Annotated in this window: 22 protein-coding genes and 1 pseudogene; 4 read left to right on the forward strand and 19 right to left on the reverse strand. The window is 55.9% G+C overall.

What is annotated here, in order from left to right:
• Positions 1 to 160: 160 nt before the first annotated feature.
• Entirely contained in the window at positions 161 to 883 is a 723-nt protein-coding gene (locus tag SPH27_RS07755; RefSeq protein WP_167818310.1) for an ABC transporter ATP-binding protein, read from the forward strand.
• Here SPH27_RS07755 and bioD read toward each other — a convergent pair.
• Genes bioD through bioB form a run of 4 tightly spaced genes read right to left on the reverse strand, consistent with a single transcriptional unit; the run spans position 846 to position 4,473 of the window.
• Positions 846 to 1,547, reverse strand: coding sequence for a dethiobiotin synthase (bioD, locus tag SPH27_RS07760; protein ID WP_058841693.1), 702 nt, complete (start codon positions 1,545 to 1,547; stop codon positions 846 to 848). The genes SPH27_RS07755 and bioD overlap by 38 nt on opposite strands.
• Positions 1,540 to 2,295 (reverse strand): malonyl-ACP O-methyltransferase BioC, encoded by a 756-nt coding sequence (gene bioC, locus SPH27_RS07765; protein ID WP_182071405.1) that lies wholly within the window; start codon positions 2,293 to 2,295, stop codon positions 1,540 to 1,542. The genes bioD and bioC overlap by 8 nt, the downstream gene beginning before the upstream one ends.
• Entirely contained in the window at positions 2,279 to 3,436 is a 1,158-nt protein-coding gene (gene bioF / locus SPH27_RS07770; protein ID WP_182071404.1) for an 8-amino-7-oxononanoate synthase, read from the reverse strand. Before bioF ends, bioC begins: the two co-directional genes overlap by 17 nt.
• Entirely contained in the window at positions 3,433 to 4,473 is a 1,041-nt protein-coding gene (gene bioB, locus SPH27_RS07775; RefSeq protein WP_033144975.1) for a biotin synthase BioB, read from the reverse strand. Before bioB ends, bioF begins: the two co-directional genes overlap by 4 nt.
• 86 nt (positions 4,474 to 4,559) lie before the next feature.
• Here bioB and bioA point away from each other — a divergent pair, with 86 nt between their 5' ends.
• Both bioA and SPH27_RS07785 read left to right on the forward strand, forming a co-directional pair.
• Positions 4,560 to 5,849 carry an adenosylmethionine--8-amino-7-oxononanoate transaminase gene (gene bioA / locus SPH27_RS07780; protein WP_404851812.1) on the forward strand — a complete coding sequence of 430 codons (1,290 nt, stop codon included), beginning with the start codon at positions 4,560 to 4,562 and terminating at the stop codon, positions 5,847 to 5,849.
• 48 nt (positions 5,850 to 5,897) lie between these two features.
• On the forward strand, positions 5,898 to 6,377 hold the full coding sequence (locus SPH27_RS07785; protein WP_322435624.1) for a kinase inhibitor: 480 nt from the start codon (positions 5,898 to 5,900) through the stop codon (positions 6,375 to 6,377).
• Positions 6,378 to 6,473: 96 nt separating this feature from the next.
• On the opposite strand, the gene hutH is transcribed toward SPH27_RS07785, so the two are convergent.
• The 8 genes and pseudogenes from hutH to SPH27_RS07825 all read right to left on the reverse strand — a co-directional run bounded on the left by hutH (position 6,474) and on the right by SPH27_RS07825 (position 14,948).
• Positions 6,474 to 7,994 (reverse strand): histidine ammonia-lyase, encoded by a 1,521-nt coding sequence (hutH, locus tag SPH27_RS07790; RefSeq protein ID WP_182071402.1) that lies wholly within the window; start codon positions 7,992 to 7,994, stop codon positions 6,474 to 6,476.
• A complete protein-coding gene (gene hutU, locus SPH27_RS07795) occupies positions 7,994 to 9,679 on the reverse strand; it encodes a urocanate hydratase (RefSeq protein ID WP_182071401.1) in 1,686 nt (561 codons plus the stop codon). The genes hutH and hutU overlap by 1 nt, the downstream gene beginning before the upstream one ends.
• Before the next feature lie 127 nt (positions 9,680 to 9,806).
• Positions 9,807 to 10,541, reverse strand: coding sequence for a histidine utilization repressor (locus SPH27_RS07800; RefSeq protein ID WP_023310841.1), 735 nt, complete (start codon positions 10,539 to 10,541; stop codon positions 9,807 to 9,809).
• A gap of 19 nt (positions 10,542 to 10,560) precedes the next feature.
• On the reverse strand, positions 10,561 to 11,499 hold the full coding sequence (gene hutG / locus SPH27_RS07805) for a formimidoylglutamase (protein ID WP_182071400.1): 939 nt from the start codon (positions 11,497 to 11,499) through the stop codon (positions 10,561 to 10,563).
• Complete coding sequence (gene hutI, locus SPH27_RS07810) at positions 11,496 to 12,719, reverse strand: imidazolonepropionase (protein ID WP_182071399.1); 1,224 nt, start codon at positions 12,717 to 12,719, stop codon at positions 11,496 to 11,498. The genes hutG and hutI overlap by 4 nt, the downstream gene beginning before the upstream one ends.
• Before the next feature lie 612 nt (positions 12,720 to 13,331).
• The gene (locus SPH27_RS07815; RefSeq protein ID WP_322435625.1) at positions 13,332 to 14,084 is read right to left on the reverse strand and encodes a hypothetical protein; all 753 of its coding nucleotides are present in this window, start codon (positions 14,082 to 14,084) and stop codon (positions 13,332 to 13,334) included.
• 277 nt (positions 14,085 to 14,361) lie between these two features.
• Positions 14,362 to 14,746, reverse strand: a pseudogene (locus tag SPH27_RS07820) (Bro-N domain-containing protein); the annotation flags it as partial.
• Positions 14,747 to 14,789: 43 nt separating this feature from the next.
• Complete coding sequence (locus SPH27_RS07825) at positions 14,790 to 14,948, reverse strand: Arc family DNA-binding protein (RefSeq protein ID WP_322435626.1); 159 nt, start codon at positions 14,946 to 14,948, stop codon at positions 14,790 to 14,792.
• Between the two features lie 102 nt (positions 14,949 to 15,050).
• Between SPH27_RS07825 and SPH27_RS07830 the strand changes: the two genes are divergently transcribed.
• Positions 15,051 to 15,398, forward strand: coding sequence for an Arc family DNA-binding protein (locus tag SPH27_RS07830; protein ID WP_322435627.1), 348 nt, complete (start codon positions 15,051 to 15,053; stop codon positions 15,396 to 15,398).
• Positions 15,399 to 15,539: 141 nt separating this feature from the next.
• Here the strand turns inward: SPH27_RS07830 and SPH27_RS07835 are convergent, their stop codons facing one another.
• The 7 genes from SPH27_RS07835 to SPH27_RS07865 form a co-directional block, all read right to left on the reverse strand.
• On the reverse strand, positions 15,540 to 16,763 hold the full coding sequence (locus SPH27_RS07835) for an SGNH/GDSL hydrolase family protein (RefSeq protein ID WP_322435628.1): 1,224 nt from the start codon (positions 16,761 to 16,763) through the stop codon (positions 15,540 to 15,542).
• A 67-nt stretch (positions 16,764 to 16,830) separates the two neighbouring features.
• On the reverse strand, positions 16,831 to 18,804 hold the full coding sequence (locus tag SPH27_RS07840; protein ID WP_322435629.1) for a GDSL-type esterase/lipase family protein: 1,974 nt from the start codon (positions 18,802 to 18,804) through the stop codon (positions 16,831 to 16,833).
• A gap of 56 nt (positions 18,805 to 18,860) precedes the next feature.
• Positions 18,861 to 21,344, reverse strand: a complete 2,484-nt coding sequence (locus SPH27_RS07845) for a host specificity factor TipJ family phage tail protein (protein ID WP_322435630.1) — start codon at positions 21,342 to 21,344, stop codon at positions 18,861 to 18,863.
• Positions 21,286 to 21,723, reverse strand: a complete 438-nt coding sequence (locus SPH27_RS07850; RefSeq protein ID WP_322435631.1) for an NlpC/P60 family protein — start codon at positions 21,721 to 21,723, stop codon at positions 21,286 to 21,288. Before SPH27_RS07850 ends, SPH27_RS07845 begins: the two co-directional genes overlap by 59 nt.
• On the reverse strand, positions 21,716 to 22,186 hold the full coding sequence (locus SPH27_RS07855) for a hypothetical protein (protein ID WP_032657161.1): 471 nt from the start codon (positions 22,184 to 22,186) through the stop codon (positions 21,716 to 21,718). The genes SPH27_RS07850 and SPH27_RS07855 overlap by 8 nt, the downstream gene beginning before the upstream one ends.
• Positions 22,186 to 22,680, reverse strand: a complete 495-nt coding sequence (locus tag SPH27_RS07860) for a hypothetical protein (RefSeq protein ID WP_150182561.1) — start codon at positions 22,678 to 22,680, stop codon at positions 22,186 to 22,188. The genes SPH27_RS07855 and SPH27_RS07860 overlap by 1 nt, the downstream gene beginning before the upstream one ends.
• A gap of 1 nt (position 22,681) precedes the next feature.
• Positions 22,682 to 25,624 carry a tail protein (tape measure) gene (locus SPH27_RS07865; protein WP_322435632.1) on the reverse strand — a complete coding sequence of 981 codons (2,943 nt, stop codon included), beginning with the start codon at positions 25,622 to 25,624 and terminating at the stop codon, positions 22,682 to 22,684.
• Positions 25,625 to 25,631: the final 7 nt, after the last annotated feature.

Raw genomic sequence — 25,631 nt, forward strand, 5'->3', positions numbered from 1 at the left:
CACCTCCAGCACCGTCGCTGTGCAATCCGGTTTTTTATAAACCGCTTTCTGGTGATTCATTCCTAAAAAAGCCGTTTTTTTGAACACTTTTCGGTTTCTGGCAGGGGTTTTGCAGATTCAAACACGAGCCTCACCTACACACATTTTTAAGGAGAAAAAGATGTTGAGTCTGCGTGCTGTGAATCAGTTTTACGGAAGCCAACATACGCTATGGAACGTGAATTTGGATTTTCCGCAAGGGATGTGTACAGGCGTCGTTGGCCTGCCGGGGATGGGGAAAACCACCCTCATGAATTGCATCGCCGGGAGAGTGCCCGTTGAAAGCGGCAGCATCATCTGGCACGAGGCGGGCGCGCCGCCGCGCGACTTGCTTAACCAGCCGCCAGAACCATGCTCAGGACCGGGGATAGGCTATGTCCCGCAGGACAGGCGGATCTTCTCCCAGCTAACGATTGAGGAGAATCTGCATATCGCCATGCGGGCGATGGGGAAACCCAACCCGGAAGCGAAAAGTGACGTTTACGACCTGTTTCCGGCGCTCTACGCATTGCGACAGGCCCGTGCGAACACGCTCTCTCCGGACGACCAGTACCAGCTGGCGCTGGCTAATGCGCTGGTGAACCGTCCGCACCTGCTGATCCTCGATGAGCCCCTGCACGGCGCAGGACACAGCTTCGCCCAGAAGCTGGGGCAGCTGCTGGCGCGCTTAAACCGGGAGTTAGGTATGACGGTGCTGCTAGCGGAGCAGCAGCTGTCGTTTATCCGCCGGGTTGCGGACCGTTTCTGCATGCTCTATCGCGGGCGTAACGTGGCGCAGGGCCACGTTAACGAGCTGGATGATGAGCTTATCGCGCACTGGATGTCGCGGGAAGCAAGACGCTGAGATCGAGATAACGCCCGGTGTCGGCATTTTCCGCGCCGTCAGCAAGCCAGGGAATTTCCCCGAGGCACGGGGCGGGAAGTACTCGCCTGAGCGTCGCCAGATACTCCTGGTGTCGTTTTCCCGGCGCAACCACGTCGTTGGCTATCCAGCCCGCCAGCGTCAGCCCGGCCTGCTGGACGGCCTGCGCGGTCAACATGGCGTGATTGATGCAGCCCAGCCTGACGCCGACGACCAGAATCACCGGAAGCTGCTCGGCCTGCACCCAGTCAGCAAACGTCTGCGTCTCCGAAAGCGGCGTAAACCAGCCGCCTGCACCTTCCACCAGCACCCAGTCGGCATGGCTTTCCAGCGTCCGTAACCCGGCTGACAGCACGGTGAAATCAATCGGACGACCTTCATCAGCGCTGATGATGTGCGGCGAGGTCGGTTCGGCAAAGGTGTACGGATTGACCGCTGAATAGGCGAGTTCAAGGGTGCTGTTACGCTGGAGCGCCAGCGCGTCGGTGTTGCGTAATCCTTCCGCCGTCACCTCGCTGCCGGAAGCAACGGGCTTATATCCGGCGGTGTTTTTTCCGAGCAGTCGTGCCGCCTGCAGCAGCGCCGAGCTGGCCACCGTTTTGCCCACTTCCGTATCCGTGCCGGTAACAAAATAACGTTCAGTCACGTTCGATAATCCCATGAAAAAGTTGATAAGAGAGCGGGAAATGTCCCCGCTGCTGCGGCCAGGCCAGCTCCAGACGCTGCAGCTGGCCCCGGGTCAGCGGTTTCTTCTCCCGTCCGGCATGCAGGTGCGTGGCCCCGATGCCCTTCAGCGAGCGCATGGCGCTGAACGCATCGCTAAAATTGAGGGTGATGGTCTGCACCGTGCTGCGGTAGCGCCAGCCTGCCAGCGCCTGCGTCACCTGGTCATGCGATAAAAAGCGGTTAGCGTGCGGCTGCTCATCCACCGCTTTCCACGCCTGATTCAGCTCCGGCAGCGAGCTTTCCAGCAGGGTGGTAAAGGCCACCTTCCCGCCCGGTCGCGCCACGCGATAAAGCTCGCGCAAGGCCTGCGGCAGGCTGCTGCACCACTGGACCGCCAGATGACTCCAGACCAGATCGAACTGCGCATCCGCCAGCGGGATCGCCTCGATATCCGCCAGCAGATAGCGATCCGCTGCCTGCCGCTGTCGCGCCTCGTCGAGCATCTGTTCTGAGAGGTCGATAGCCGTGACCTGGCTTCCCGTCCCGCGCCAGTAGCGGCTGTTGCTGCCGGGACCACAGCCCGCGTCCAGCACCTGCGGAAAGCGGTTGTCGCCAAGCGCGGCCAGAAGCCCCTGCGCGCTCAGACGCTGCAGCTCATCGTGCTGCGAATAGCTCTGCGCGGCCCGACCAAATGCCGCCGCGACGGCCTGCTTATTCACCGGCGTCATGGAGCGCCTCCAGCAGCGTCTGGATATCCCGAGCGTCATGCGCCGCCGTCAGGGTTAAACGCAGCCGCGCGGTGCCCGGCGGGACCGTTGGCGGGCGAATGGCGGTCACCCACATGCCGCGCTCGCGCAGCGCCTGTGCCAGCGCCAGCGCGCGACCGTTTTCGCCGACAATCACCGGCTGGATGGCGCTCTGCGAATCGGGGCTGTGGAAGGGCAGCGCCGCTAACCCCTGGCGGAAGCGGGAGATATGCTCTGCCAGCCGCTGACGACGTTCATCCCCTTCTGCGCTGCGGATCACCGCCAGCGACGCAGACAGCGCCACGGCCTGCGCCGGAGGCATGCTGGTGCTGTAGATCAGGTGTCGGGCAAACTGCAGCAGATAGTCGGCGACGGACTCACTGCACAGCACGGCGGCGCCGCTGGCGCCAAAGCCTTTGCCGAAGGTGACGATCAGCAGCTCGGGCTTCACGTTTTGCTGGTATGCGCTGCCGCGACCTTCGTCACCCATTACGCCAATGCCGTGGGCATCGTCGACCAGCAGCCAGGCGTTTTGCCGCTTTGCTGCCTCGTGCAGCGCGGCAAGCGGCGCGCTGTCGCCGTCCATGCTGAACACGCCTTCGGTGACCGCCAGCTGTTGTCCGTCGCAGGGTTTATCCAGCAGCGCGGCGAACTGCCCCGCATCGTTATGGGCAAAGCGGCGCAGCTGCGCCGGGCTTAAACTTGCCGCCTCCAGCAGCGAGGCGTGGCTCAGGCGGTCGGCGACAATACGGTCCTCTTTTCCCATCAGGGCGGTAATGACCGCCTGGTTGGCGGCAAAGCCGGAGATGAACAGCAGCGCGCGCGGGTAGCCGAGCCAGTCGGCAAGCGCCTCTTCCAGCGCCTGATGCGCGGTGGTATATCCGCTGACGTGTCCCGAGCCGCCGCTGCCCACGCCAAACCGCTCCGCACCCTGCTGCCAGGCGCGGATGATGGCCGGATGCTGGCTCAGCCCGAGATAGTCGTTGCTGGAGAAATTACAAAACTGCCGCCCCTCGCGGGTAAGAAAACGGCCCGCGCCGTTTTCCACCACCCTGCGAACGCGAAACGCCTCTGCCGCCCGGCGTTCGTCCAGCGCGGTATTTATTCGTGCCTGCCAGGTCATACGGCTGCCGCGTTGTAGAACTGGTCGGTGTCGGCGTTGAAAATCTGCTGCTCCAGCTGCTGCTGTTGCTCGTTATCGCCCGTCAGCACTTCGGTCTGATGCGGGTTAAGCCCCAGCTTGCGGAACAGCTGAACGTCTTTGTCTTCTTCCGGGTTCGGCGTGGTCAGCAGCTTGCAGCCGTAGAAGATGGAGTTGGCTCCGGCCATAAAGCACATCGCCTGGGTCTGCTCGTTCATCTGCTCGCGACCGGCAGAGAGGCGCACGAAAGAGGTCGGCATCATGATGCGCGCCACCGCGATGGTGCGAATAAAATCAAACGCATCCACGTCGTCGTTGTCCGCCAGCGGCGTGCCCTTGACCTTCACCAGCATGTTGATCGGCACGCTTTCCGGCGGGGTCGGCAGGTTCGCCAGCTGCAGCAGCAGGCCCGCGCGGTCTTTCACCGTTTCGCCTAAGCCCACGATACCGCCCGAGCAGACCTTGATCCCCGCGTCACGCACTTTATCCAGCGTGTCCAGACGCTCCTGATAGGTCCGCGTGGTGATGATGTTGCCGTAAAACTCCGGCGAGGTGTCGAGGTTATGGTTGTAGTAGTCCAGCCCCGCCGCAGAGAGGCGCTGCGCCTGCTCCTCGTTCAGCGTGCCGAGCGTCATACAGGCTTCGAGGCCCATCTCCTTCACGCCCTTCACCATCTGTTCCAGATACGGCATGTCGCGGTCGTGCGGGTTCTTCCACGCTGCGCCCATGCAGAAGCGGGTTGAACCGGCGTTTTTCGCCTTGCGAGCGGAGTCGAGCACCTGCTCCACCTCCATCAGCCGTTCGGACTCCAGGCCGGTTTTGTAGCGCGCGCTCTGCGGGCAATATTTGCAGTCTTCAGGACAGGCACCGGTTTTGATCGACAGCAGCGTGCTGACCTGAACATGGCGCGGATCGAAGTGCTGACGATGCACCTGTTGGGCTTCGAACATCAGCTCAAGGAAAGGTTTGTTGAATAATTCAGTGACTTGCGACATCGTCCAGCGTGCGTGGTGAGCCATCGGGCTTCTCCAAAGGGTTTTGTTAATTTTCGGTTCGGTTTATACTCGTAAACCTAAAACTTTTCAAAATGGTTTACAAGTCGATTATGACCCTGGACGATCTCGCCTTCGACAAGCAGCATATCTGGCACCCTTACACTTCCACTACCCGCCCTCTTCCCGTCTATCCGGTGGCCTCGGCCCACGGCTGCGAGCTGCACCTCGCCAGCGGCGAACCGCTCGTAGACGGGATGTCTTCGTGGTGGGCGGCCATTCACGGGTACAACCACCCGCGCCTTAATGCGGCGATGAAGGCCCAGATTGACCAGATGTCGCACGTGATGTTTGGCGGGATCACCCATCAGCCCGCCGTGGATTTATGCCGTCGCCTGGTGGCGATGACGCCTGAATCGCTGGAGTGCGTGTTCCTGGCCGATTCCGGCTCCGTGGCGGTGGAAGTGGCGATGAAAATGGCGCTGCAGTACTGGCACGCGAAGGGCGAAACGCGCCAGCGGTTCCTCACCTTCCGCAACGGCTATCACGGGGATACCTTCGGGGCGATGTCGGTGTGCGATCCGGACAACTCCATGCACAGCCTGTGGAAGGGCTATCTGCCGGAAAACCTGTTCGCCCCTGCCCCGCAGAGCCGCTTCGACGGCGAGTGGAACGAGATGGACATGGTCGGTTTCGCGCGGCTGATGGCGGCGCATCGCCATGAAATCGCCGCCGTGATCCTGGAGCCGATTGTGCAGGGCGCTGGCGGAATGCGGATGTACCACCCGGAATGGCTGAGGCGTATTCGCAAGATGTGCGACCGCGAGGGCATTCTGCTGATTGCCGATGAGATCGCCACCGGCTTTGGCCGCACCGGCAGGCTGTTTGCCTGCGAGCATGCAGGCATTGCGCCGGATATTCTGTGTCTGGGTAAAGCGCTGACCGGCGGCACCATGACGCTCTCCGCCACGCTCACGACCCGCCAGGTGGCCGACACCATCAGCGACGGCGAGGCGGGCTGCTTTATGCACGGCCCGACGTTTATGGGCAACCCGCTGGCCTGCGCCGTCGCAAGCGAAAGCCTTGCCATTCTGGAGAGCGGCGAGTGGCAGACGCAGGTTGCGGCGATTGAGGCGCAGCTGAAAGATGAACTGAGCGCCGCCTCGGGCGCGAATTTTGTGGCAGACGTGCGCGTGCTGGGCGCCATCGGCGTGATTGAAACCACCCATCCGGTGAATATGGCGGCGCTGCAGCGCTTCTTCGTGAACCAGGGCGTGTGGGTACGGCCCTTCGGCAAGCTTATCTACCTGATGCCGCCGTACAGCATTACGCCGGAGCAGCTGCGTAAATTAACCGACGCGGTTGTAACAGCCGTTAACATTCCCGCGCATTTCACGATGTAACCCTATGCATTACACTTGCTGAACGAGCGATCAACGAGGGTAAACCGTATGAAAATCATCAGTAAAGATCTGCGCGACGGTGAAAAACTGCCGGAACGCCACGTATTCAACGGCATGGGGTATCAGGGAGACAACATCTCCCCGCACCTGGCGTGGGACGAGGTTCCGGCCGGAACCAAAAGCTTTGTCGTGACCTGCTACGACCCGGATGCGCCGACCGGCTCCGGCTGGTGGCACTGGATTGTGGCGAACCTGCCTGCCGACACGCGCGTCCTGCCGCAGGGTTCCGGTTCAGACCTGGTTGCCCTGCCTGAAGGCGCCATTCAGACGCGCACTGACTTTGGTAAAGCGGGCTACGGCGGCGCGGCGCCGCCAAAAGGGGAAACCCACCGCTATATCTTCACGGTGCACGCGCTGGATGTGGAGAAGATTGAGGTCGATGAAGGGGCGAGCGGCGCGATGGTAGGGTTTAACGTGCATTTCCATTCGCTGGGCAGCGCGTCGATTACGGCGATGTATTCGTACTAGTGCGGGCTGATGCCCTCACCCCGGCCCTCTCCCACAGGGAGAGGGAGAAAACCGGGCAATTCCCTCTCCCTGTGGGAGAGGGTTAGGGTAAAAAAATCACAGCACCGAAGGTAACAGCCCTACCAGCCTTCCCTCTTCCAGAAGCTGCATCGCCTTATCAATATCCGGCGCAAAGAAGCGGTCATCATCGTAGTGCGATACGTGCTCGCGCAGCACATGACGCGCCTGCTCCAGCAGCGGGCTGGATTTTAACCCTTCACGCAGATCGACACCCTGACATGCCGCCAGCCATTCCACCGCCAGCACGCCGCGGGTGTTGGAGGCCATTTCCCAGAGGCGACGCCCGGCAGCCGGCGCCATCGAAACGTGATCTTCCTGGTTCGCTGACGTTGGCAGGCTGTCCACGCTGTGCGGGTGCGACAGGGCTTTGTTCTCGCTCGCCAGCGCCGCCGCGGTCACCTGGGCAATCATAAAGCCCGAGTTGACCCCGCCGTTACGCACCAGGAACGGCGGTAGCTGGGACATATGTTTATCCATCATCAGCGCGATGCGGCGCTCGGACAACGCGCCGACTTCGGCAATCGCCAGGGCGATATTATCCGCCGCCATTGCCACCGGCTCGGCGTGGAAGTTGCCTCCGGAGACCACCTCGTTTTCCAGGGCGAACACCAGCGGGTTATCGGACACCGCGTTGGCCTCCACCAGCAGCACTTCTGCCGCCTGGCGCAGCTGCGTCAGGCACGCGCCCATCACCTGCGGCTGGCAGCGCAGGGAATACGGATCCTGAACCTTCTCGCAGTTATGGTGTGAATCGGCAATTTCGCTGGTGTCGGTAAGCACGTGACGGTACATCGCGGCGGCATCAATCTGCCCGCGCTGACCGCGCACCTCGTGGATGCGGGCATCGAACGGGCGGCGCGAGCCCAGCACGGCTTCGGTGGTCAGCGCACCGCACACCACCGCCGAGGCAAACAGATCTTCCGCTTCAAACAGGCCGCGCAGCGCGAAAGCGGTCGATGCCTGCGTGCCGTTCAGCAGCGCCAGCCCCTCTTTCGCCGCCAGCGTAATTGGCGTTAATCCGGCTTTTTTCAGCGCCTCCTTCGCAGGAAGCCACTCGCCCTGCCAGCGCGCTTTGCCTTCGCCCAGCAGCAGCAGCGACATGTGCGCCAGCGGCGCAAGATCGCCGGATGCGCCAACGGAACCTTTTGCCGGGATCCACGGATAGACTTCCGCATTGACCAGCGCCATCAGCGCCTGAATCACGCTCAGGCGAATGCCGGAGAAGCCGCGGGCCAGGCTGTTGATTTTGAGCACCATCATCAGACGGACAATCTCATCGTCCAGCGGCTGACCCACGCCCGCCGCATGTGACAGCACCAGCGAACGCTGTAAGTTTTCCAGATCGTGTGTCGCGATGCGGGTCTGCGCCAGCAGGCCAAATCCGGTGTTAATCCCGTAGGCGGTGCGCCCTTCGGCAACGATGGCTTCGACGCAGGCGACGCTGTCGTTAATGGCGGCGTGGGCACTTGCATCCAGCGAAAGGGTGACCGGTTTACGCCAGACGTTACGCAGCTGCTTGAGCGTCAGCGAGCCGGGAGTGAGTGTTAATGCGTTCATTAATGCTTTCCTTGTGTGGCAGGGATCATCGGCAGGTTAAGGCCCTGCTCTTTGGCACAATCAATGGCAATTTCGTAACCCGCATCCGCGTGACGCATCACGCCGGTGGCCGGGTCGTTGTGCAGCACGCGAGCGATACGCGCGGCGGCTTCATCGGTTCCGTCGCAGACGATGACCATCCCGGAATGCTGGGAGAAGCCCATCCCCACGCCGCCGCCGTGGTGCAGCGACACCCAGGTCGCGCCGCTGGCGGTGTTCAGCAGAGCGTTCAGCAGCGGCCAGTCGGAGACCGCATCCGAGCCGTCGCGCATGGCTTCGGTTTCGCGGTTCGGGCTGGCGACGGAGCCGGAGTCCAGGTGATCGCGGCCGATGACGATCGGCGCGGAAACTTCACCGCTGCGCACCATTTCGTTGAAGGCGAGGCCGAGTTTTTGACGCCACTCCAGCCCTACCCAGCAGATACGCGCCGGCAGGCCCTGGAAGTTAATGCGCTCGCGGGCCATGTCCAGCCAGCGATGCAGGTGTTCGTCATCGGCGACGATCTCCTTCACTTTGGCGTCGGTTTTGTAGATGTCCTCCGGATCGCCGGACAAGGCAACCCAGCGGAACGGACCGATGCCGCGGCAGAACAGCGGGCGAATATAGGCAGGAACGAATCCCGGGAAGTCGAACGCGTTATTCACGCCCATCTCTTTCGCCATCTGGCGGATGTTGTTGCCGTAGTCAAAGGTCGGAATGCCCATCTGGCTGAAGGCCAGCATGGCGGAGACGTGCTCGGCCATGGCGCGTTTCGCGGCAAGCACCGTGCCTTCCGGGTCGGTTTCCGCTTTTTGCTGATATTCTTCCCACGTCCAGCCTTTTGGCAGGTAACCGTGCAGCGGGTCATGGGCGCTGGTCTGGTCGGTGACCAGATCCGGACGCACGCCGCGGGCGACGAGCTGCGGGAGAATGTCCGCCGCGTTGCCGCACAGGGCAATCGACACCGCTTTGCCTTCGGAGGTGTATTTTTTGATGCGCGCCAGCGCATCGTCCAGATCGGTTGCCTGCTCATCGACGTAGCGGGTGCGCAGACGGAAATCAATGCGGCTCTGCTGGCACTCAATATTCAGCGAGCACGCGCCGGCAAGCGTGGCGGCCAGCGGCTGCGCGCCGCCCATGCCGCCAAGACCCGCAGTCAATACCCAACGGCCTTTGAGCGAGCCGTTATAGTGCTGGCGACCGGCTTCCACGAAGGTCTCGTAGGTGCCCTGCACGATCCCCTGGCTGCCGATGTAGATCCAGCTCCCCGCGGTCATCTGGCCATACATCGCCAGCCCTTTCGCGTCCAGTTCGTTGAAGTGTTCCCAGGTGGCCCAGTGCGGCACAAGGTTAGAGTTAGCGATCAGCACGCGCGGCGCGTTTTTGTGCGTTTTGAACACGCCAACCGGCTTGCCGGACTGCACCAGCAGGGTTTCGTCGTGTTCGAGTTCGGTCAGGGATTTTACAATTGCGTCATAGCATTCCCAGTTGCGCGCGGCGCGGCCTATGCCGCCGTAGACCACCAGCTCGTGGGGGTTTTCCGCCACCTCAGGGTCGAGGTTGTTCATCAACATGCGCAGCGGGGCTTCGGTGAGCCAGCTTTTGGCGGTAAGCGTGGTGCCGCGCGCGGCGCGGACGTCCTGCTGGCGGTATTTACCTGACGACATTGTGTGCTCCTCATAGGGGACAGATGATGCATTTAGATATACTTGTATAGACAAGCACACACAAGGTCAGATTTAACAAAAAAGATACAATTTTGTTATATTGCGTTAGCGATCACGCTTATAAAACTTATGACATGAAGTGGCCCTGCAGCCGGTAGCGATTCCCCGGGAAAAGCAGCCGGGCATGCGACACAATGTGCGACGAGGACCAGGTTCGACGGCGGATCAGCAGGCACGGATCGTGCTCTTTAATGCGCAGCCTTTCGCACTCCTGCGGCGTGGCGCGCACGGCCTCCACAATGTGCTCCCCTTCCGTCAGCGGTGCGACGAGCGAGAGATAGGCATGCGGCGTGGTCTGGGTGTAATCCTGGTTCAGATAGTCCGGTATCCGCTCAGCGTTAACGCAGCGATCTTCAATCTGCACCGGAATGTCGTTTTCGAAATGCACCATCACGGAGTGGAAAATGCGGCTTCCCTCCTTGACGTTAAGCTCCGTGGCCTGCTCGGCACTGGCCTGGGTCTCTTCGAGCACCAGCACCTCGCAGCGGTGCTGATGATTACGCGCGGCTATCTCGTCCGCAATGCTGCGGATTTCAAACAGGGCCGACTGTCCTTTCGGTTCCGCCACAAAAGTCCCCACGCCCTGCAGGCGCACCAGAAGCCCTTCGTCGGTCAGCTCGCGCAGCGCCCGGTTGACGGTCATCCGGCTAAAACCAAACTGCGCCACCAGCTCGGCCTCCGAAGGAATACGATCGTGCGGGCGCCAGACGCCGGTAGCGATTTTTTCGCTAATTGCCTGCTTCACCTTTTCATAGAAAGGCGCGGGAGGGCTCGACTGCGGCAGAGGTGAGCGTGAAAACATCGTGACTCCTTGAATAGTGTTATGCCCACCAGTGAGCAATTTGCCAGGCCAGGCGGGCGGCGAGCTTAGCGCCCTGTCCGTCCCGATCGTACTGCGGGTTAAACTCTACCAGATCGGCGGCCTGTAGCTTACCGCTACGGCAGATTTGTTCGATAACCGGGAGAAGATCCAGCGCCGGTATGCCTAACGCAGCCGGTGCGGACACGGCAGGCATTTCGCTGGCGGGGAGGACGTCCAGATCGATCGTCAGATAGATACGATCGGCCTGCGCCAGCACCCTTTCCAGGGCGGATAGCGCATCGCGCCTGAAATGGAGATCTTCCACCAGCGTGACGTTCAGGCGTTCGGCCTCGTCCCACAGCGCCAGCGTGTTCGCCGCCCGGCTCACGCCAAGGCAGGCGTAGTGAAATTCCCGCCCGCGCTCATCGCAGTAGCGCGCCAGCTGGCGAAACGGGGTGCCGGACGTCGCCCGGTCGGCCTTGCGCAGATCGAGATGGGCATCAAGGTTGATAATGACAACCCGCTCGTTCGGGAAGGCTTCCAGCACGCCGCGACCGTGCGCCCAGGCGGTTTCGTGCCCGCCGCCAAACACCAGCGTCCGCATCCCGGACTGCTGACAGGCCGTGACGGCATCGCTTAACGCCTGCTGCGCCGCTTCCAGCTCGTCGCCTTCAACATACACCGAGCCCATATCCGCCAGCCGGTCATGCCCCTGATGGCTTGCCATATTTGCCAGCGCTTTTCGCAGCATATCCGGTGCCTGCACGGCGCCGGGCCTGCCCTGATTGCGTTTTACCCCTTCATCACATTCAAAGCCTATCAGCGCGATGCCGGATGAAAGCGGCGTGAACTGGCCCTGCTGCTTTATCGTCTGGAAAATGCGCTTTGCACTGCTGGCCTCGGCGCTGTCGTCGCGCCCCTGCCAGACCGTTTCGGCTACGGGCCGCCATAACCTCATACTGCCTCCCCACGGAAAATACGTTGATACAGCGGATTGCGTCCCGGCTCGTAGACCATCTCAACCGGATGATGAGCATCCCAGACGATAAAATCGGCGACAAACCCTGCCCGCAGCTGCCCGTGGGTTGCGCCACGGCCCAGCGCCTGCGCGGCATGCCGCGTGACGCCAGCCCAGGCTTCTTCCGGGGTCAGGCCAAACTGGACGCAGGCCATGTTCATCGCCAGGTGCAGGCTCGCAAACGGGCTGGTACCGGGGTTATAGTCGGTGGCGACCGCCATCGGCACGCCCTGTTTTCTGAGCTGTTCAACCGGTGGACGCTGGCGCTCCTGAAGAAAATAGAACGCACCCGGCAACAGGACGGCAACCGTGCCGCTTTCCGCCATCGCCTGAACGCCTGCGTCGTCGAGATACTCAATATGATCGGCGGAAAGGCCCTTATACTGGCTGACCAGCGCCGCGCCGCCCTGATTCGACAGCTGTTCGACATGCCCTTTCACCGGGATACCGAGCGCGGCGGCAGCCCGGAAAAGGCGCTCGGTTTGCGACGGGGTAAAGCCGACGTTTTCACAAAACACGTCGACTGCTTCATATAACTCTTTTTGCCACAGCGTGGGCAGTATCTGCTCGCAGACCAGCGTGAGGTAGGCATCCGGATCCTGCCGGTATTCCGGCGGAACCGCATGGGCCGCCAGCAGCGTTGGGCTGATATCGATCGGATTACTGAGGCCCAGCTGGCGGGCAACCTGCAGCATCTTCTCTTCGGCCTCGGCGTTGAGCCCGTATCCCGATTTGATTTCAACGGTCGTCACGCCTTCATTCATGAGACGCTGGAGCCGCTGCTGCGCCAGTTTCAGCAAGGTTTCGGCTGAGCTGCTGCGCGTCGCCGTCACGGTAGCGTTAATCCCGCCCCCCTGGGCGCTGATGGTTTGATAAGAGACGCCGTTCAGACGCTGCTCCCACTCCGCCGCGCGGTCGCCGCCAAATACCAGGTGGGTATGGCAGTCAATCAGGCCAGGCGTGACCAGACGTCCCTGAAGATCGACACAGTGTCGGTGTCCGGAAGGAATGTCAGATTCAGGGATCGCGGCCAGAATAGTGTGGCCGCGCACGACCAGGGCGTGTTGCTCTTTCAGTCCATAAGGCGCAGGTACGTCCGGCGCCATCGTAGCCAGTCGCGCATTTCGCCATATTACATCGTCGGGATGAATCTGCTGCATGGGGCATTCCACTTGTCTTAGGTTGTATAGACATTTATTTGCATCCACCGTCTACTGTCAACCGCCTTAACTGAAAATGTTATTTATTTGTGATCACCTACCTGCCGCTCCGGGGCTAAAAATGCAACTTTTACCCTTTTTATCTTCCCGTTTCGCTCAACTTAGTATAAAAAAGCAGAGCGCGAAACGTTAATATTGAATTAATTCAATAACATATGAGGTATATTGATTTATTAATATACAACAAAATACGGTAAAATACGTCACTTTCAGTCACTAACAATCAATAACTTACGATACATTAGTGACCTGTAGCAGAGCATTAGCGCAAGGCGGCATTCGTCATCTTGCGCTAATTTTTTGTCTCACCACTAAGCAATTTGCATTGCTAAAAATTAACCGCTATCCTTGATTTACAGTTGCAAAGGTGTAGCGGTAGGTAATCCTCCATACACATTGGGAATACTGCAAATATTCCCGACCAAAAAGCCCCGTTCCAGCGGGGCTTTGTTTTTCCTGTCTCACATCACTGGACAATCATCAATCTCGCCAGAACGCGCATCGTTGATGATGTAGGTGCAATAAAAAACCCGCCGAAGCGGGTTTGAGTAATTAAGCTGCTTTTGAGTGGATAAGAAGGTGTCGAAGTGCTTCGACTCCTGCCTGGTTATAGCGGAATGCCTCAACCTGTTTGTCTGAGTGCTTCGATTTATCTAGGAAGAACTTTCCGTACTGTTCCGTCTTCAGGTTGTGCTTGTTGGCGAGGCGACCAATCTTATTGGCGGTACAGCCAAGTTTCCCAGCAACTTCTCCGGCAGTTGAGTAATGCTCCTCAAGCACGGGGAGAGGAACGACTTCATGACCAAGCAGCGGATTAACCAGCGTGGCGACAATCACCTGATTGGCTGCATCACCAAGACGCGGGAACATCGACATAAGCTCACGAGCAGATGCAATATTCTTTTCTAGTGCCTGAGCTTTCAGTTGCTCAGCCTTGGCGCGGCGATACTCAGGTAATCCAGAGTTGCTTTGCGTCGGTAGTTGGATGGTTTGCATGTCTTCAAGCTTATCAACCAGTGAGCGACGAACCGCTTTCGACTCACGAGCAGCAACGCGAAGCGCCTGTTTGATGGTCATATCAATCACTTCAACAGGACGGCCACCGCTACTCCCAGAGGGTTTTACACTTTTTGTGTAAAACTCACCCTCAAGCTCATCCTCAATTTTCTCAATAAGCTTGTTGTTGCGAACTGGTGGCTCACCACACTGATTGCGGGCTGCGTTAACCATTTCAAGCAGAGACTGAGAGTCGATAGTTTTTTCCGTGACAACTGATCCAGGCACTGCTAAATTATTAGTAAGCATTGATGTATACCTTATCGGGTAGTTGATGTAAGCCAGCAGCTGACTCCTGCTGGCTTTTCTTTTGCGCCATCCTGTGCACCTATCAATGAACCTTCCTTATGCGCTCCAAATCCATCGGAATCTGAGAGAAACCAGATGGTTCAAGACCAATGGTGCGGCACATTCCAGTAGCCATAGCATTCAAGCTGTTAGATTTCCCGTAGAACTCAATTTCACCACCAAAAACGTTATCTTTTATGATGACCTTGGTATGGTATCTATAGAGTGGCGATTCCTCTGGTTGGCACTGAACCTCACGATCAAGAATATCCAGCACCCAGCGGCGAAACTCTTTGGCCACATCAGTACGTGCGAACATGGCGATTAAGTGAGCGCCTCGCAGGGAGAAAACGCGTACTTTCATGCGACGGGATGAACCGTTAATACCATTGGTCACTGATTCAATGACCATTGTCATTCCTTGGGAAAATTCATCCTCATACTGTGTAAATAGGTTTGAAATGGACTTTGTGCTTTTGTACCCCAGCGCCTTAGCTATGTCTGCCGATGTTAGCCAGATACCAGCCACGCGCTCCACTGGAACCAAGTTAACGCCGTGGAAGTTATATTCTGATTTTGCTACAATATTCATTGTTAGTTTGCTCTCAACAGTTAGCTGACATAGAAACCCGGTTTGTGTTCGCGCACTGCCGGGTTTCGCTATTTTTACTGCACATGCATCTGCTCTCTGAACTTCAAAGCCCACACCAATGCCTGCACCAAGGCAGCGTTTTCTGACAAACCCTCTTCCTCAGCAATCCGCTTAAACTCTTCTTTCACTTTCTGCGGATAGCGCAGGGTTGTTTTTGCTTCATTTCTTTCCATTTATTACTCCTCACAAGGTCATAATGCCACCACGAGGCCATAATGCCACCATTGAAACGGTATGGCAATATGGCACCATTGGTTTTTTTTGAGGAATTAGTGATGACTGACAAGCAAGTTAAAGACTACGACAAGTTCAACCTGCGCTTTCCAGACGGTATGCGTGATGCCATTGCGGATAGAGCTAAGCGCAACAGCAGGTCAATGAACTCTGAGATCATAAAGATTCTTGGAGAGGCACTATATCTTGAAGAGAAGCCGGATGCGTGGCTGGAGAGGCTGATGAGTTACATCGAAGAAAAAGACCCATCTAGTGATGATGATCGCGAGCTATTTGCTCACGCCATAAGCGAGGCTCTGAAGGAGGTGACTATGCGCATAGGGAAGGAAAATGATAGACTGATTGCTATTGCAAACGCTCAGTTTAAGTTTCAGAAAAAACCAACATAAATTAACCAAAAAATAACGGGATGATGTTGCGATGTCGGCCAGCGCCTTGAACACTAACAAGACCTTAAACTCAATACAGGCAATGCGAGGGATTGTTGCACGTTCACATACTAAAAGGCGCTCTAAAGCGCCATCTGTAGATTATGCATTTGATGGTTTCGGGCAAAGCTGAACGCCTGCAAAGTTAAAGTTTCCACTGCCCATCTCGTTTGAAGATTCAATTCCTATAATGTGAAAACCTGCTGAAAGAAAGCATTTTTCTGAATTGAATACTTGGTCATGCTTTAAACCACTGGAAATTTTGTAGTTAATCTTTCCAGAGTATCTTAAGTCATCACTTTTCCCAAAGTAGGTGATATTCGAAATGCCACCTGCCTCGCTAGTGAAACCGCATATGGACAGTGTAGAATGGTCTGTAGGCGAGTCAAGCAACAGTGGGAAGTTTATGATCTGCTTCTCAGGAAGAGAATCACCAGTTAGAACAGAACCAAATCTATTCTCAACATCCCATATCGCTCTCGAATGTTTAATATTATCATAATATTGAGTTGTAGAAAGGCCACACAGATCGTAATTATTAATCAACGTATTTGGCAATACTAATGGTATAGCCATATTCCAACCTGCATTCTGATAAGCAGAATCTGTCAGGTGAACACCATCCCCGTTTATCTTATTGGCTGGAATCATTCTGCTAGTTTTAAGTGAATAGTAGAAATTATCAACCAAATCAACGTTCATTTCCGCAGCCACATCACGCTGTGCCTGAATAAATGCAGGCATGCGCTTCATCATAAATTCTTTGCCATCTCTAATCGGTGATATCACCGAGGGTGTCACTATTACAGGTATCTTTCCATACCGCCTTGTAATATTCACAAACTCCATGATATTACTTTTATACTCATGCTCATCGCTTTGATATGAGTTACAGTCATTCAGGCAGTGGTTACAATAAATCACAAGAGCGTCAGATTTGGATAATCTTTCCTCATATGAACCCACCCCACCGTCTGTCCCATTAAGTAATTTTTTTATTGTAGTGCCAGGTATTGCATCATTTGAAACGGTAGTAAGACCTGGATAAATTAAATCAAGAGCAAGTTGCAAGGAGTTCGGTGGGTTAGAGTAATTCTTGGTCGTAGTAGCGCCAGGTATAGATCCCCACATAGTGGAGTCACCGAAGCAGGCTATACCAACTTTCTTTCCATCCGCGAGTAAATTTGCTGCTCTTGAAGCCCTGACGATGCTTGCTTGTGCTGACACAGTTTTTTTACTTTTGCCACCGAATGCCTGAGGAGCAGCGCCAGCAGCCAAAGCAGCCGGCGCAGCCATTGAAAGCAACTTTCTTCTAGAAATTGACATGTGGAATCCCAACCAAAACATTTGGCTGGGATTCTACAATGTATCACAACACAGTCAAATCACTACGCTATGGTTTTCTTACACTGTATACTCCGGGTGAAGACACGTAGCACGTAGGTAAGGAAGCGCTCATAGCTGTCGATGTGGCTGAAAATACGCCAACGCTAACGCTAATTGTCCGGTCATCATTGAGTACTATCCTGCAATCCTGGAAACCGCTTTGAGTTAGCGTTCCAATATTAGTAGTTACACCTCCAGCAACCATGGTTAGCACGCCAAGAGCATTATTAATTACAAGTGAATTTGATGTATCTGTATACAAATTTCCCTTTAATGAAAATGCGACTTGGCTGGTAGCATCTTTAGCAAAATAAGCAGAAAAACGAATTTCATCTCCTGTGCAAATTAACCTTGACTGTGCTCTACCTGTTCCGTCGGGATAGCCAGTGCTGACTTCTCTACGCGGGAGAAGCATAGCCCCGCCGAAAGTAAAGTTAAGGCCATTAAGCCCTGTACTGGCAAGCACGCCTAAAATATGCAATCCAGCCCCTAATTTACATATTTTAGGGATAAATAAGGCGTCATAATCCTGAGAATTTGAACGTTTAAAGTCAATAATTCCGCTAAATCTTGCGTCTCCGTTGGCCCCTGAATACGTGAATACGCCATACCCGCCGCCGGTGCCCTGCAACCCTCCGATCGCGATCGTTGTATCGTCGGTCGGGTTATCCAGAACAACTGGATAATAAATATTCTGTGGCGTAGCTATTGAATCACCTGACAAGACAGAGCCAAATCGTGAGTCAACTTTAAAGGTAGCGCGTGCATTTGTAATCGTATCTTTCCAGTACGATGTCGCGAGACCGCTAAGGTCGCCTGGCCTTTTCAAAAAATGAGGTTCAATCAGAGGGATGGCAAGGTTTCTTCCAGCTGACTGGTAAGATGACTGAGTTAAATGAACACCATCACCAGCTATGTCAGTAACTTTAAACATGCGCGATGTTTTATACGAGTAGTAGAAATTATCCACCAAATCGACATTCATCTCAGAAGCTACATCACGCTGCGCCTGAATAAATGCAGGCATGCGCTTCATCATGAATTCTTTGCCGTCATCTGTTGGTGAGATGATGGTTGGAGTTACTATTACGGGTATTTTGTTATATTTCCTTACTATATTCACCCATTTATAAAGGTTATCTTTATACTCATGCTCATCGCTTTGATATGAGTTACAGTCATTCAGGCAGTGGTTGCTGAATATAACCAGCGCGTCTGAGGCAGCCATTCGAGAATCAAACGTGCCGGGGCCACCGTCAGTACCATTTAGAAGTGATTCGAGATTAGTCCCAGGTAATGCTTTATTGCGAACAGTGGCTTTTCCTGGGAAAAGAAGGTTCAGCGTTGTCTGCAACTCAGCAACTGAGTTTTTCGGGTCCTGAGTAGTAGTAGCGCCAGGTATAGATCCCCACATAGTGGAGTCACCGAAGCACTCAATAATGATAGAACTTCCATCTGCTAATAAATTAGCAGCATGTGTGCAGCGCTGTGGAATCGCCAAAATATTATTAATTGCCTTTTGGACTGAATCACCACTTTCCAATACAACCAGTGAAGCCCCCTTCCCGGGTGATGACGATGCCAGATCTTTACGCAGGACATCTGCTACATCAACCGGCTGCCATTTACCAACCCCCGTACCACCAGCTGATGCCGGGGTAGAACCAGAAGGAACGGTTTTTGGCAAAGTTTCGAGGTCATCCCAGCGGTACCAAATATTCGTGCTCTCATCCTGGAGAAGGTCGCCAGCTGACGTCACAGTTCCGCCATCCTGGAAAGAACCCCTCAGGTTCCATCCAAGGTTGTATATCTGCTGAAGCACTAACTGCTTCAGACCTTCAATCGTATAGTGCGCTTTGCCAAAACGATCGATGTATTGCTGAACAAATGAAGTGACAAACTCATCAATTTTTCCAGCGTTAAACTTCAGGTCGCGGGGTGATTCGCTTGGTACAGCGTTTTGAGTTGGTTGAGTAGCCATATTGATTCCATAAAAAACCCGGCGCGGTGGCCGGGTCTGGGTGATCGGGATGGGTCTTATTGGTAAATCAGATCGCTATACTCAGCGAGGGTTAATGCGGTGCTTCCCTTTCCGTCTGGTTGCTTTGCCGTGATAGTCCACTGCCCTGCATCGAGCTCCTGTGAGGTGGCAATGACGTACCGGGAAGGTGACTGGACATCGATACCATCAAACAGGTTGAGATCAATGTTAGGGATGGCAGCGGTAAAGCCGAAAGCGGTATCAGCACGCGGAGACGCCGGGTATCGCGCTGTGGTGGCGCCGTACGAATCCGTGACCTGCACAAACATGGTTCCGGAGAAGTTGATGCGTTCACTCGTCTCGAAGTCGTTTCCGACCCGCGACACAATATAACCGGCCTGCTGGTTGGTATCGTATGTGTCAGGTACCTGAACCATATCGCCAATGTTTACCCACTCTCCGTCAGCCATGGCCGTTACCTGCATCGTCATACGGGAGTATATAAGCCGCCTGCATTCCCGAAGCGCGCGCTCCGCCGCCTGGAACCTGTTTCTGACGTACAGCATTTCGAATTTTTTCGCTTTGGCCGGCGATCCTTCAATTATGGAATTGCCGGATATACGGTACCGGACAAAGTCCTGCTTATTGGTGTCCGGGTTGCGATACTGCACCTCTACGCCATCGTAACCACCAGGCAGCGTCATGTCGTAGGAGAGCGAGTAACCATCAGGTTTGGTGTTTGAGCGGTTGAATATCGTGGCCGCTGATGCCTTTTTGCTGTCTCTGGTGAATGACAGCACGCCATTGTCGTCGTAAACCGATACGCTGGCAGCGTCACAGATGGTCTCCATGCGCGAACCGAGCGATACATCCTCATCGTCAAAGGTGTAATCGAAATACCCCAGCCGCTGGTCGGTAGCGTCGATTTCGGCCTGGATCTGGTACAGGCCATAAATATCAATGCTCGACTCCGGCTGCTGCCCGACCACCAGCCAGTTAAACAGCGCAATATCTGCAAACTTGCGCGATGGCCGGAGCGTGTAGTCGACCTGCTGCGTCGTCATGTTGTAGCTGATGACGTGGCGGGTGATCAGCGCGTTATACTTCCTGTCGCGACCGCTTGAGGCATTCTCGGTTGCCCGAACTTTCACCATTACCAGCGAATCTTCAGCGTGAACGACGTTCGTCCTGACGTTTACCGCATGAATCTCTTCGACCTGCAGCTTGCTCGCGTCGCTGCTGTTATCGGTCCTCTGGAAGGTGATCGCATAGCGCCCAAACCCGCCCGCCGGGGTAAGCTTGTCAGTTCGGTTAAACGTCTCCGACATGTAGTCGTGTGGCGTCGTCTGCTGGTACGTAAAAGTCTGCTCTGTTCCGGGGATCAGGTTGTTGTCATTGTCGACTTTCCAGATGTTAACCACCCAGTTCGTTTCGCTGTTCCCACCGAGCCCGGACTGCGTATGCAGCCACAGCTGGCTTGATGGTATCGGCGAGAAGAACGGACCGACGATCAGCGCGGCGTTATCGTTCAGAATGAACTTCGTCGTGTTGATAGTCGCATCCTGAATCGGAATGGATGGGCCATTCAGGTTGTCGAAAGTGAACGTGTAGTAATATTTCGGGTTAACAACGGCGCCGTCGTTCGTCTCAGCAAAACTGATGAGTCTACCGGAAAGCGTGACGTCTTCAGTGCGGGTTCCGCCGGTGATCGGATACGTCACGTTGATAGTGAACGTTACCGGATGAGGGAAAGTCAGGTCGGCGAAGTAGTCGAAGTCTGCCTGTTTAAGGATTTTCATCGCAATCTGTCCACCGGCATAAACGCCACTGATGACAGTGTTTGCCGTCGCCGTCTCGATCGGGAAATCGCCACTTTCATTCAGGCCTGGCACTTCCTGCCCGTCGACGTCGTCGAACTGATATCCCTCATTTACCACCGGTATGACATCACCTGGCTGGTAAATGGTGTAGCTAGCACCGGCCATAGAACCAAGATTCGACTCCGAGAAACGAACAGACGTTACATCGTACTTCCCCAGGCCAAACACCATCAGCTCAGTGATGTATTTCAGGTTGCTGATGTATTCAAAGAGCGACTCCTGAGCCAGATCAGGGAAAGAGCGGACCTGGCCGAAATTGTCCGGCTTCGCCTCGCCATTGCGTGCGATGTTAGTCTGCCCCTTCAGGCTGTTATTAGGTGAGGTCTTATTGTTCCCACCGCCGGCGTTCGTGTTTGGCTTCGGCATCAGCGAAGACAATACCTTTTGGGTGAACTTGATCGGATTCAGGTGCTCAAGAGGGTTTAACAACGTGCCGACAAGACCGCCGTTCTTCGGCTGGTCGAAAATTATTACCCGGTCGTCGTCCTGAAGTGCAAACTCCAGCTCATCATCTGGTTGCAGTTCTTTGCCGTTAACGTTGATGCGAATATCGCGGTGAAAACTTTCCTGCTCAAGCCACTCGGAAAATAACGTGCCGGCTTTAACAATCGCCCGGTCCTTCGGCATCCCCGGAACGCGCTGAATCTCGATTACCGGCATAGGTGTAAAACTCCACTCTGGTGAATAGCTTCTGTATTGTCCGGATAGCGTCGAACCGGACGTGTCCATTTTCCCCGCGGCTGTGCAGCGCGCGACCATCAACAATCAGGCCGACATGCACAGGCTGGCTGCCAACCCAGGCGACGAAGATCCCGTTATCGGTGAACGTGTCAGCACGCCGCCAGAACACGACATCAGAGTCATAGCACGTCATGAAGTCGCGCCCTGATTCGTAATCCACCGTCTGGTGAATTTCGATCCCCAGAACGTGGCGGTAATAGAGGACCACCAGGCCCCAGCAGTCAGTAGCGTCAAAGCTGCAGGCGCGGTTACTCCAGTGGATGCCCTCAACCCGCGATAGGAAATCGTCTTTAAGCATTCTGGAGCCCCGGATATTCTTCGACTGTGTACAGCCGCCCTACGTTACGGTTAAGCGGGTTAACACGCGTCAGGCTGCACGTCACGTCCTTGTCGTCCATCGAGCAGTCGCTGACGTAGAGCGTCCATGACTTGATGGCCGTGGACATGTCGGCTGCGTCAAATTGCTGATAAGTTGCGGATATAGGCGTGATGCGCGAGTAGGCTTTCCACTGCTTGAGTTGCTGCTTAAAGTCCTGCGCCAGTCGTCCAAATTTGACGGTGCTGTCGAGGATCGGCGTGTTGCTCTGCTGGCTTTCGGTTAACTCCATGCGGCAAGGCGTGTAGACCTGCCCGCCGAGCGTTTTGGGGAAAATCTGGTTATTAACGAGCCTGATATAGCCAAAGACCGGGCTGTAAAACGTGATAGTTTCGTACAGGATTCGGTTTGGCCTTCGGCTCTGAAATTCTCTGAGCGTCGGCATTATGGCACCTTCGGTAAACTCTCCGGGTCGCGCCCGTCAGGATAGCCCGTGACAATGATGTCCAGCCAGGAGGCCCAAGGTGGCGGCAGCTCAATGATGATGTCGTCAAACTCGTCATCGGAGTTAACCAGCTCGCGCGCAATGACATCACCGCTCCACGTGAAGATGGACCCGGACTGTGACCATGACGGCCAGGAGAGAAAGTGTAATTCCTGCACCTCAACGCCGGTATCTCCTGTTCCGGTGCCGAGTGGCATCGTGAACCACTGATTGCAGTTGTCGAGGTAGTTCGGGCTGCGCAACCACTGCATGAATGCCCGGTGCTGGTCCTGGGTGAATATCCACGTCAGGGAGACAGACGTCTTCAGATCGTCGGTTAATTTCTGGAATACCGGCGCGCCGACCGTCGGCTGGTCGACGCGAAATCCGGTATCGGTGGTTGGCGATTTCCCTTTCTGGGCCAGCGGCAGCCAGTCAGGGTACGGAATTGGCATGTTATCCCCTTGCTTTGCGTGGTGCCTGGTGATTTTGCTGGATAGCCTGGCCGATGCGCCCACCCTGGCTGATATCGGCAACAATCATATCGATCGTCACTCCATTGCCGTTCTGGGTCGCCTGCGCGTCGACAGTTGCACCGGTATAGTTCTGAATGTTGATAGTGACAGGCACGGAACTACCGCCGGCACCGGAATTCATTTGCTTGTTGCTGATGACTTTTCCGTTGTCACCGGGGATCATGTACTGGCTACCATTCGACGCCTGGTAGATTTCAGGCATACCGCCCTCACCAACCTGATACGTACGTCCAGCCGATACCGGGCCGCCGTTCTTACGCTTGCCAGCAATACCACCAGCCATCGCCATAGCCGCGATAAGGGCAGCAATACCGATAGCCGCAGCACCACCGAATGAACCGATTGAGGCAACGGCCGCCGCTGGGGTCCAGACAGCCATCGTGGTCGTGGCCGCCGCAGTGCTTGCCGCAGTGGTTGTCGCTAAGCCTGCGGTTTGAGCCGCAGTAGTGGTGGCAATCGCAGAGGTTTGCGCCGCAGCCCCCATGACGGCAGATTTCACCCAGTCGACGCCCATCTGAACGAAGCCGTTAATCAGGCTATTCAGGGCGTTGCTGGCGAGAGATTGCATAGCCTCCTGCGCCGACATGCTCCCGGTGATGATGCCGGTTAAGGCATTGGATGCATTGCCTGCGAGAGAGTCAAAGCTCGCGGCCAGCAACTCATTACCCATACTCTGGTTACGGAAAATCTCCCACTGGGCAGCGATGCGCGCCTGCTCATACTGCGTGTCAGTTGCAGCACGCAATGCCATGGCGTTCTGGTGAGTAATCAGCCCCTGCTGCTCGTATGACTGAATAAGCGCGAGTTTCTGGGCGTTCTCGTTAGCCAACTGCTGAACAGGGTCAACTCCGCCGACAGCCTCCTGCTGTGGTGTTACGGCCTGTTGAGCCTGAATTTTCGCGAGGTTAGCCTGGTGTGTTGCTGCCAGTCGTTCTGAGGTCTGGTTGTACTGCTCTTGGCTTATTTTCTTCGCGGCCAGCGCCGTATTCAGATCCTCAACATCCTGTTTGTAACTGGCGTTCTCAGCCGCTTCAGGGAGAAGCTTCTGGGCTGCAGCTTCAGCTTTGATGGCGTTGGCTGTGTCCCATTTTTTTGCCGCATACTGACCGGCCAGAGCTATTTGCTCTTTGGTGGCGCCTTTCCCAAGAGACTGCTGGGCAGCCAGAATAGCCTGCTCGCGACTCAGCTTATTCGTTGAGTCTGCCGCCAGTTCTGACTGCTGTTTGAGGTTCGCCAGCTTCTGGGCAATAGAATCAGCTTGGGAAGCTCCCTTCTTCTGCTCAGATTGAAGCGTCTTCTGCGCCTGCGTATTTTTGTACGTAGCAGCAGCATCATCTTCCATCTGCTTGGCATGCGGATCATCCTTCGCAAACCCGGCATCTTCAGCGGCGTATTGCGCCTGCAGCCGCGCGCGGGCCTCGCCCTGCAACTTCGAGAGCGCCAGGTTGCGCTCTGACTGCTTGATGAGGTTCTTCTGTCCGGCCGTGAGGTTGTCGGTGGACTTGTTCAGGCTGTCGACGTTTATCTTCGCGTTGGCCGCCTCTCTCGCCAAATCGACAAGTTTACCAGCCAGTTCAGCAATGGCTGACTGCCCATCTTTGGATGATGACTGCATTTCCTGGAGTTTTTTCGCCAGTTCCTGAAGTGCTTCCGGGGACGGGTTATTGCTCAGGTCTGAAAGTTCTCTCGCCAGATCAAACGCTGATTGTTTGCTGATGCCAAGGCGAGAAGAAAGTGTGCTGACCGTTGAAGATAAAGAGTTCACAATGCCAGAGGCATATTGCCCCTGGCTGTTGGCCTGCTGAATGGCCTGGCTCCAGTCAGTGGTGGTAACACCAAGCGCAGAAAGCTCATCGTTGAATTTCTTGATGCTCGGAGACGCCCCACCTACCGCCGCCAGTGCGCGATCGCCTAACGTGATGAAAGCATCAGACGCGTCACTAATGGCCTTCGGAATCTTTGAGATGGCCTGGTTGTACTCGAGCAATGCCTGATTTCGCAGCAAAGTAGCCACGTCAGCATTAACACGCGCCAGTGCTGCATACTTGTCTGATAGAGCGGCCACGCCTTGCGAGGAAATGGTGATCACTTTATCCATCGCTTCAGCTGCTTCTTTCAGCGCATCCATGGCGTTTTTCCCGCCATTCAGCGAAGTAATCAGAACGCCAGCGATAACTGAGCTCAACGCAATTACCGCACCTAATACAGCTCCGCCAGGACCGAATGCACCGGCAAGCTGTGAACCCTGCTGAGCGAAAGCCACCAGCGCAGACTGCCCACCCTGCACCTGCACGATGAAGTCCTGAACCTGGTACCCGGCCTGCTGCATGCTGGACTTCCAGCCCTTGTTGCTGCCCATCGATGTGTCAGCAGCGCCTTTCATGTCGAACAGTCGCCCGGTCAATTCGCCGATCTTCTGCTTCTCTTCGTCGGTGGCTTTCGACCCTGCGCGCAACTGTGCAGCCAGTATTGCGGCACTACGCGCGCCATTCTCCTGCGCCTCATCCAGCACAGCCAGCTGGTTACCCAGCGCCTCGATGATGGATTCTGCACGGCTGAATTCACTGCTCGCGCCACCGGTACCGCTGCGGGCCTCTTCCATTGCGCGGGCAATTCCGCTCACGTTGGTGTTCAGCTTGCGCAGCTGGTTATCCATGGAGTTGGCGTAGCCGGCCAGTTCAGTAAACGCGGACCCGGTCTGGGACGCACTCTGGTCGAGGTTATCCATTCCCTTGCCGGACTGCTGGGCTGCAGCATCCAGTTTGTCCAGAGCATCAATGGCCTGTTTCCCGCCCTGCAGCAGCGGCTCAACGTCGGCGCTGATTTCATACACGATGCTACCGGCGTTCTTCTCACCTGCCATGTCATTC

Origin of the sequence: Enterobacter sp. A103 (assembly GCF_034427535.1) — a bacterium.
GTDB classification, from domain to species: Bacteria; Pseudomonadota; Gammaproteobacteria; order Enterobacterales; family Enterobacteriaceae; genus Enterobacter; species Enterobacter asburiae_B.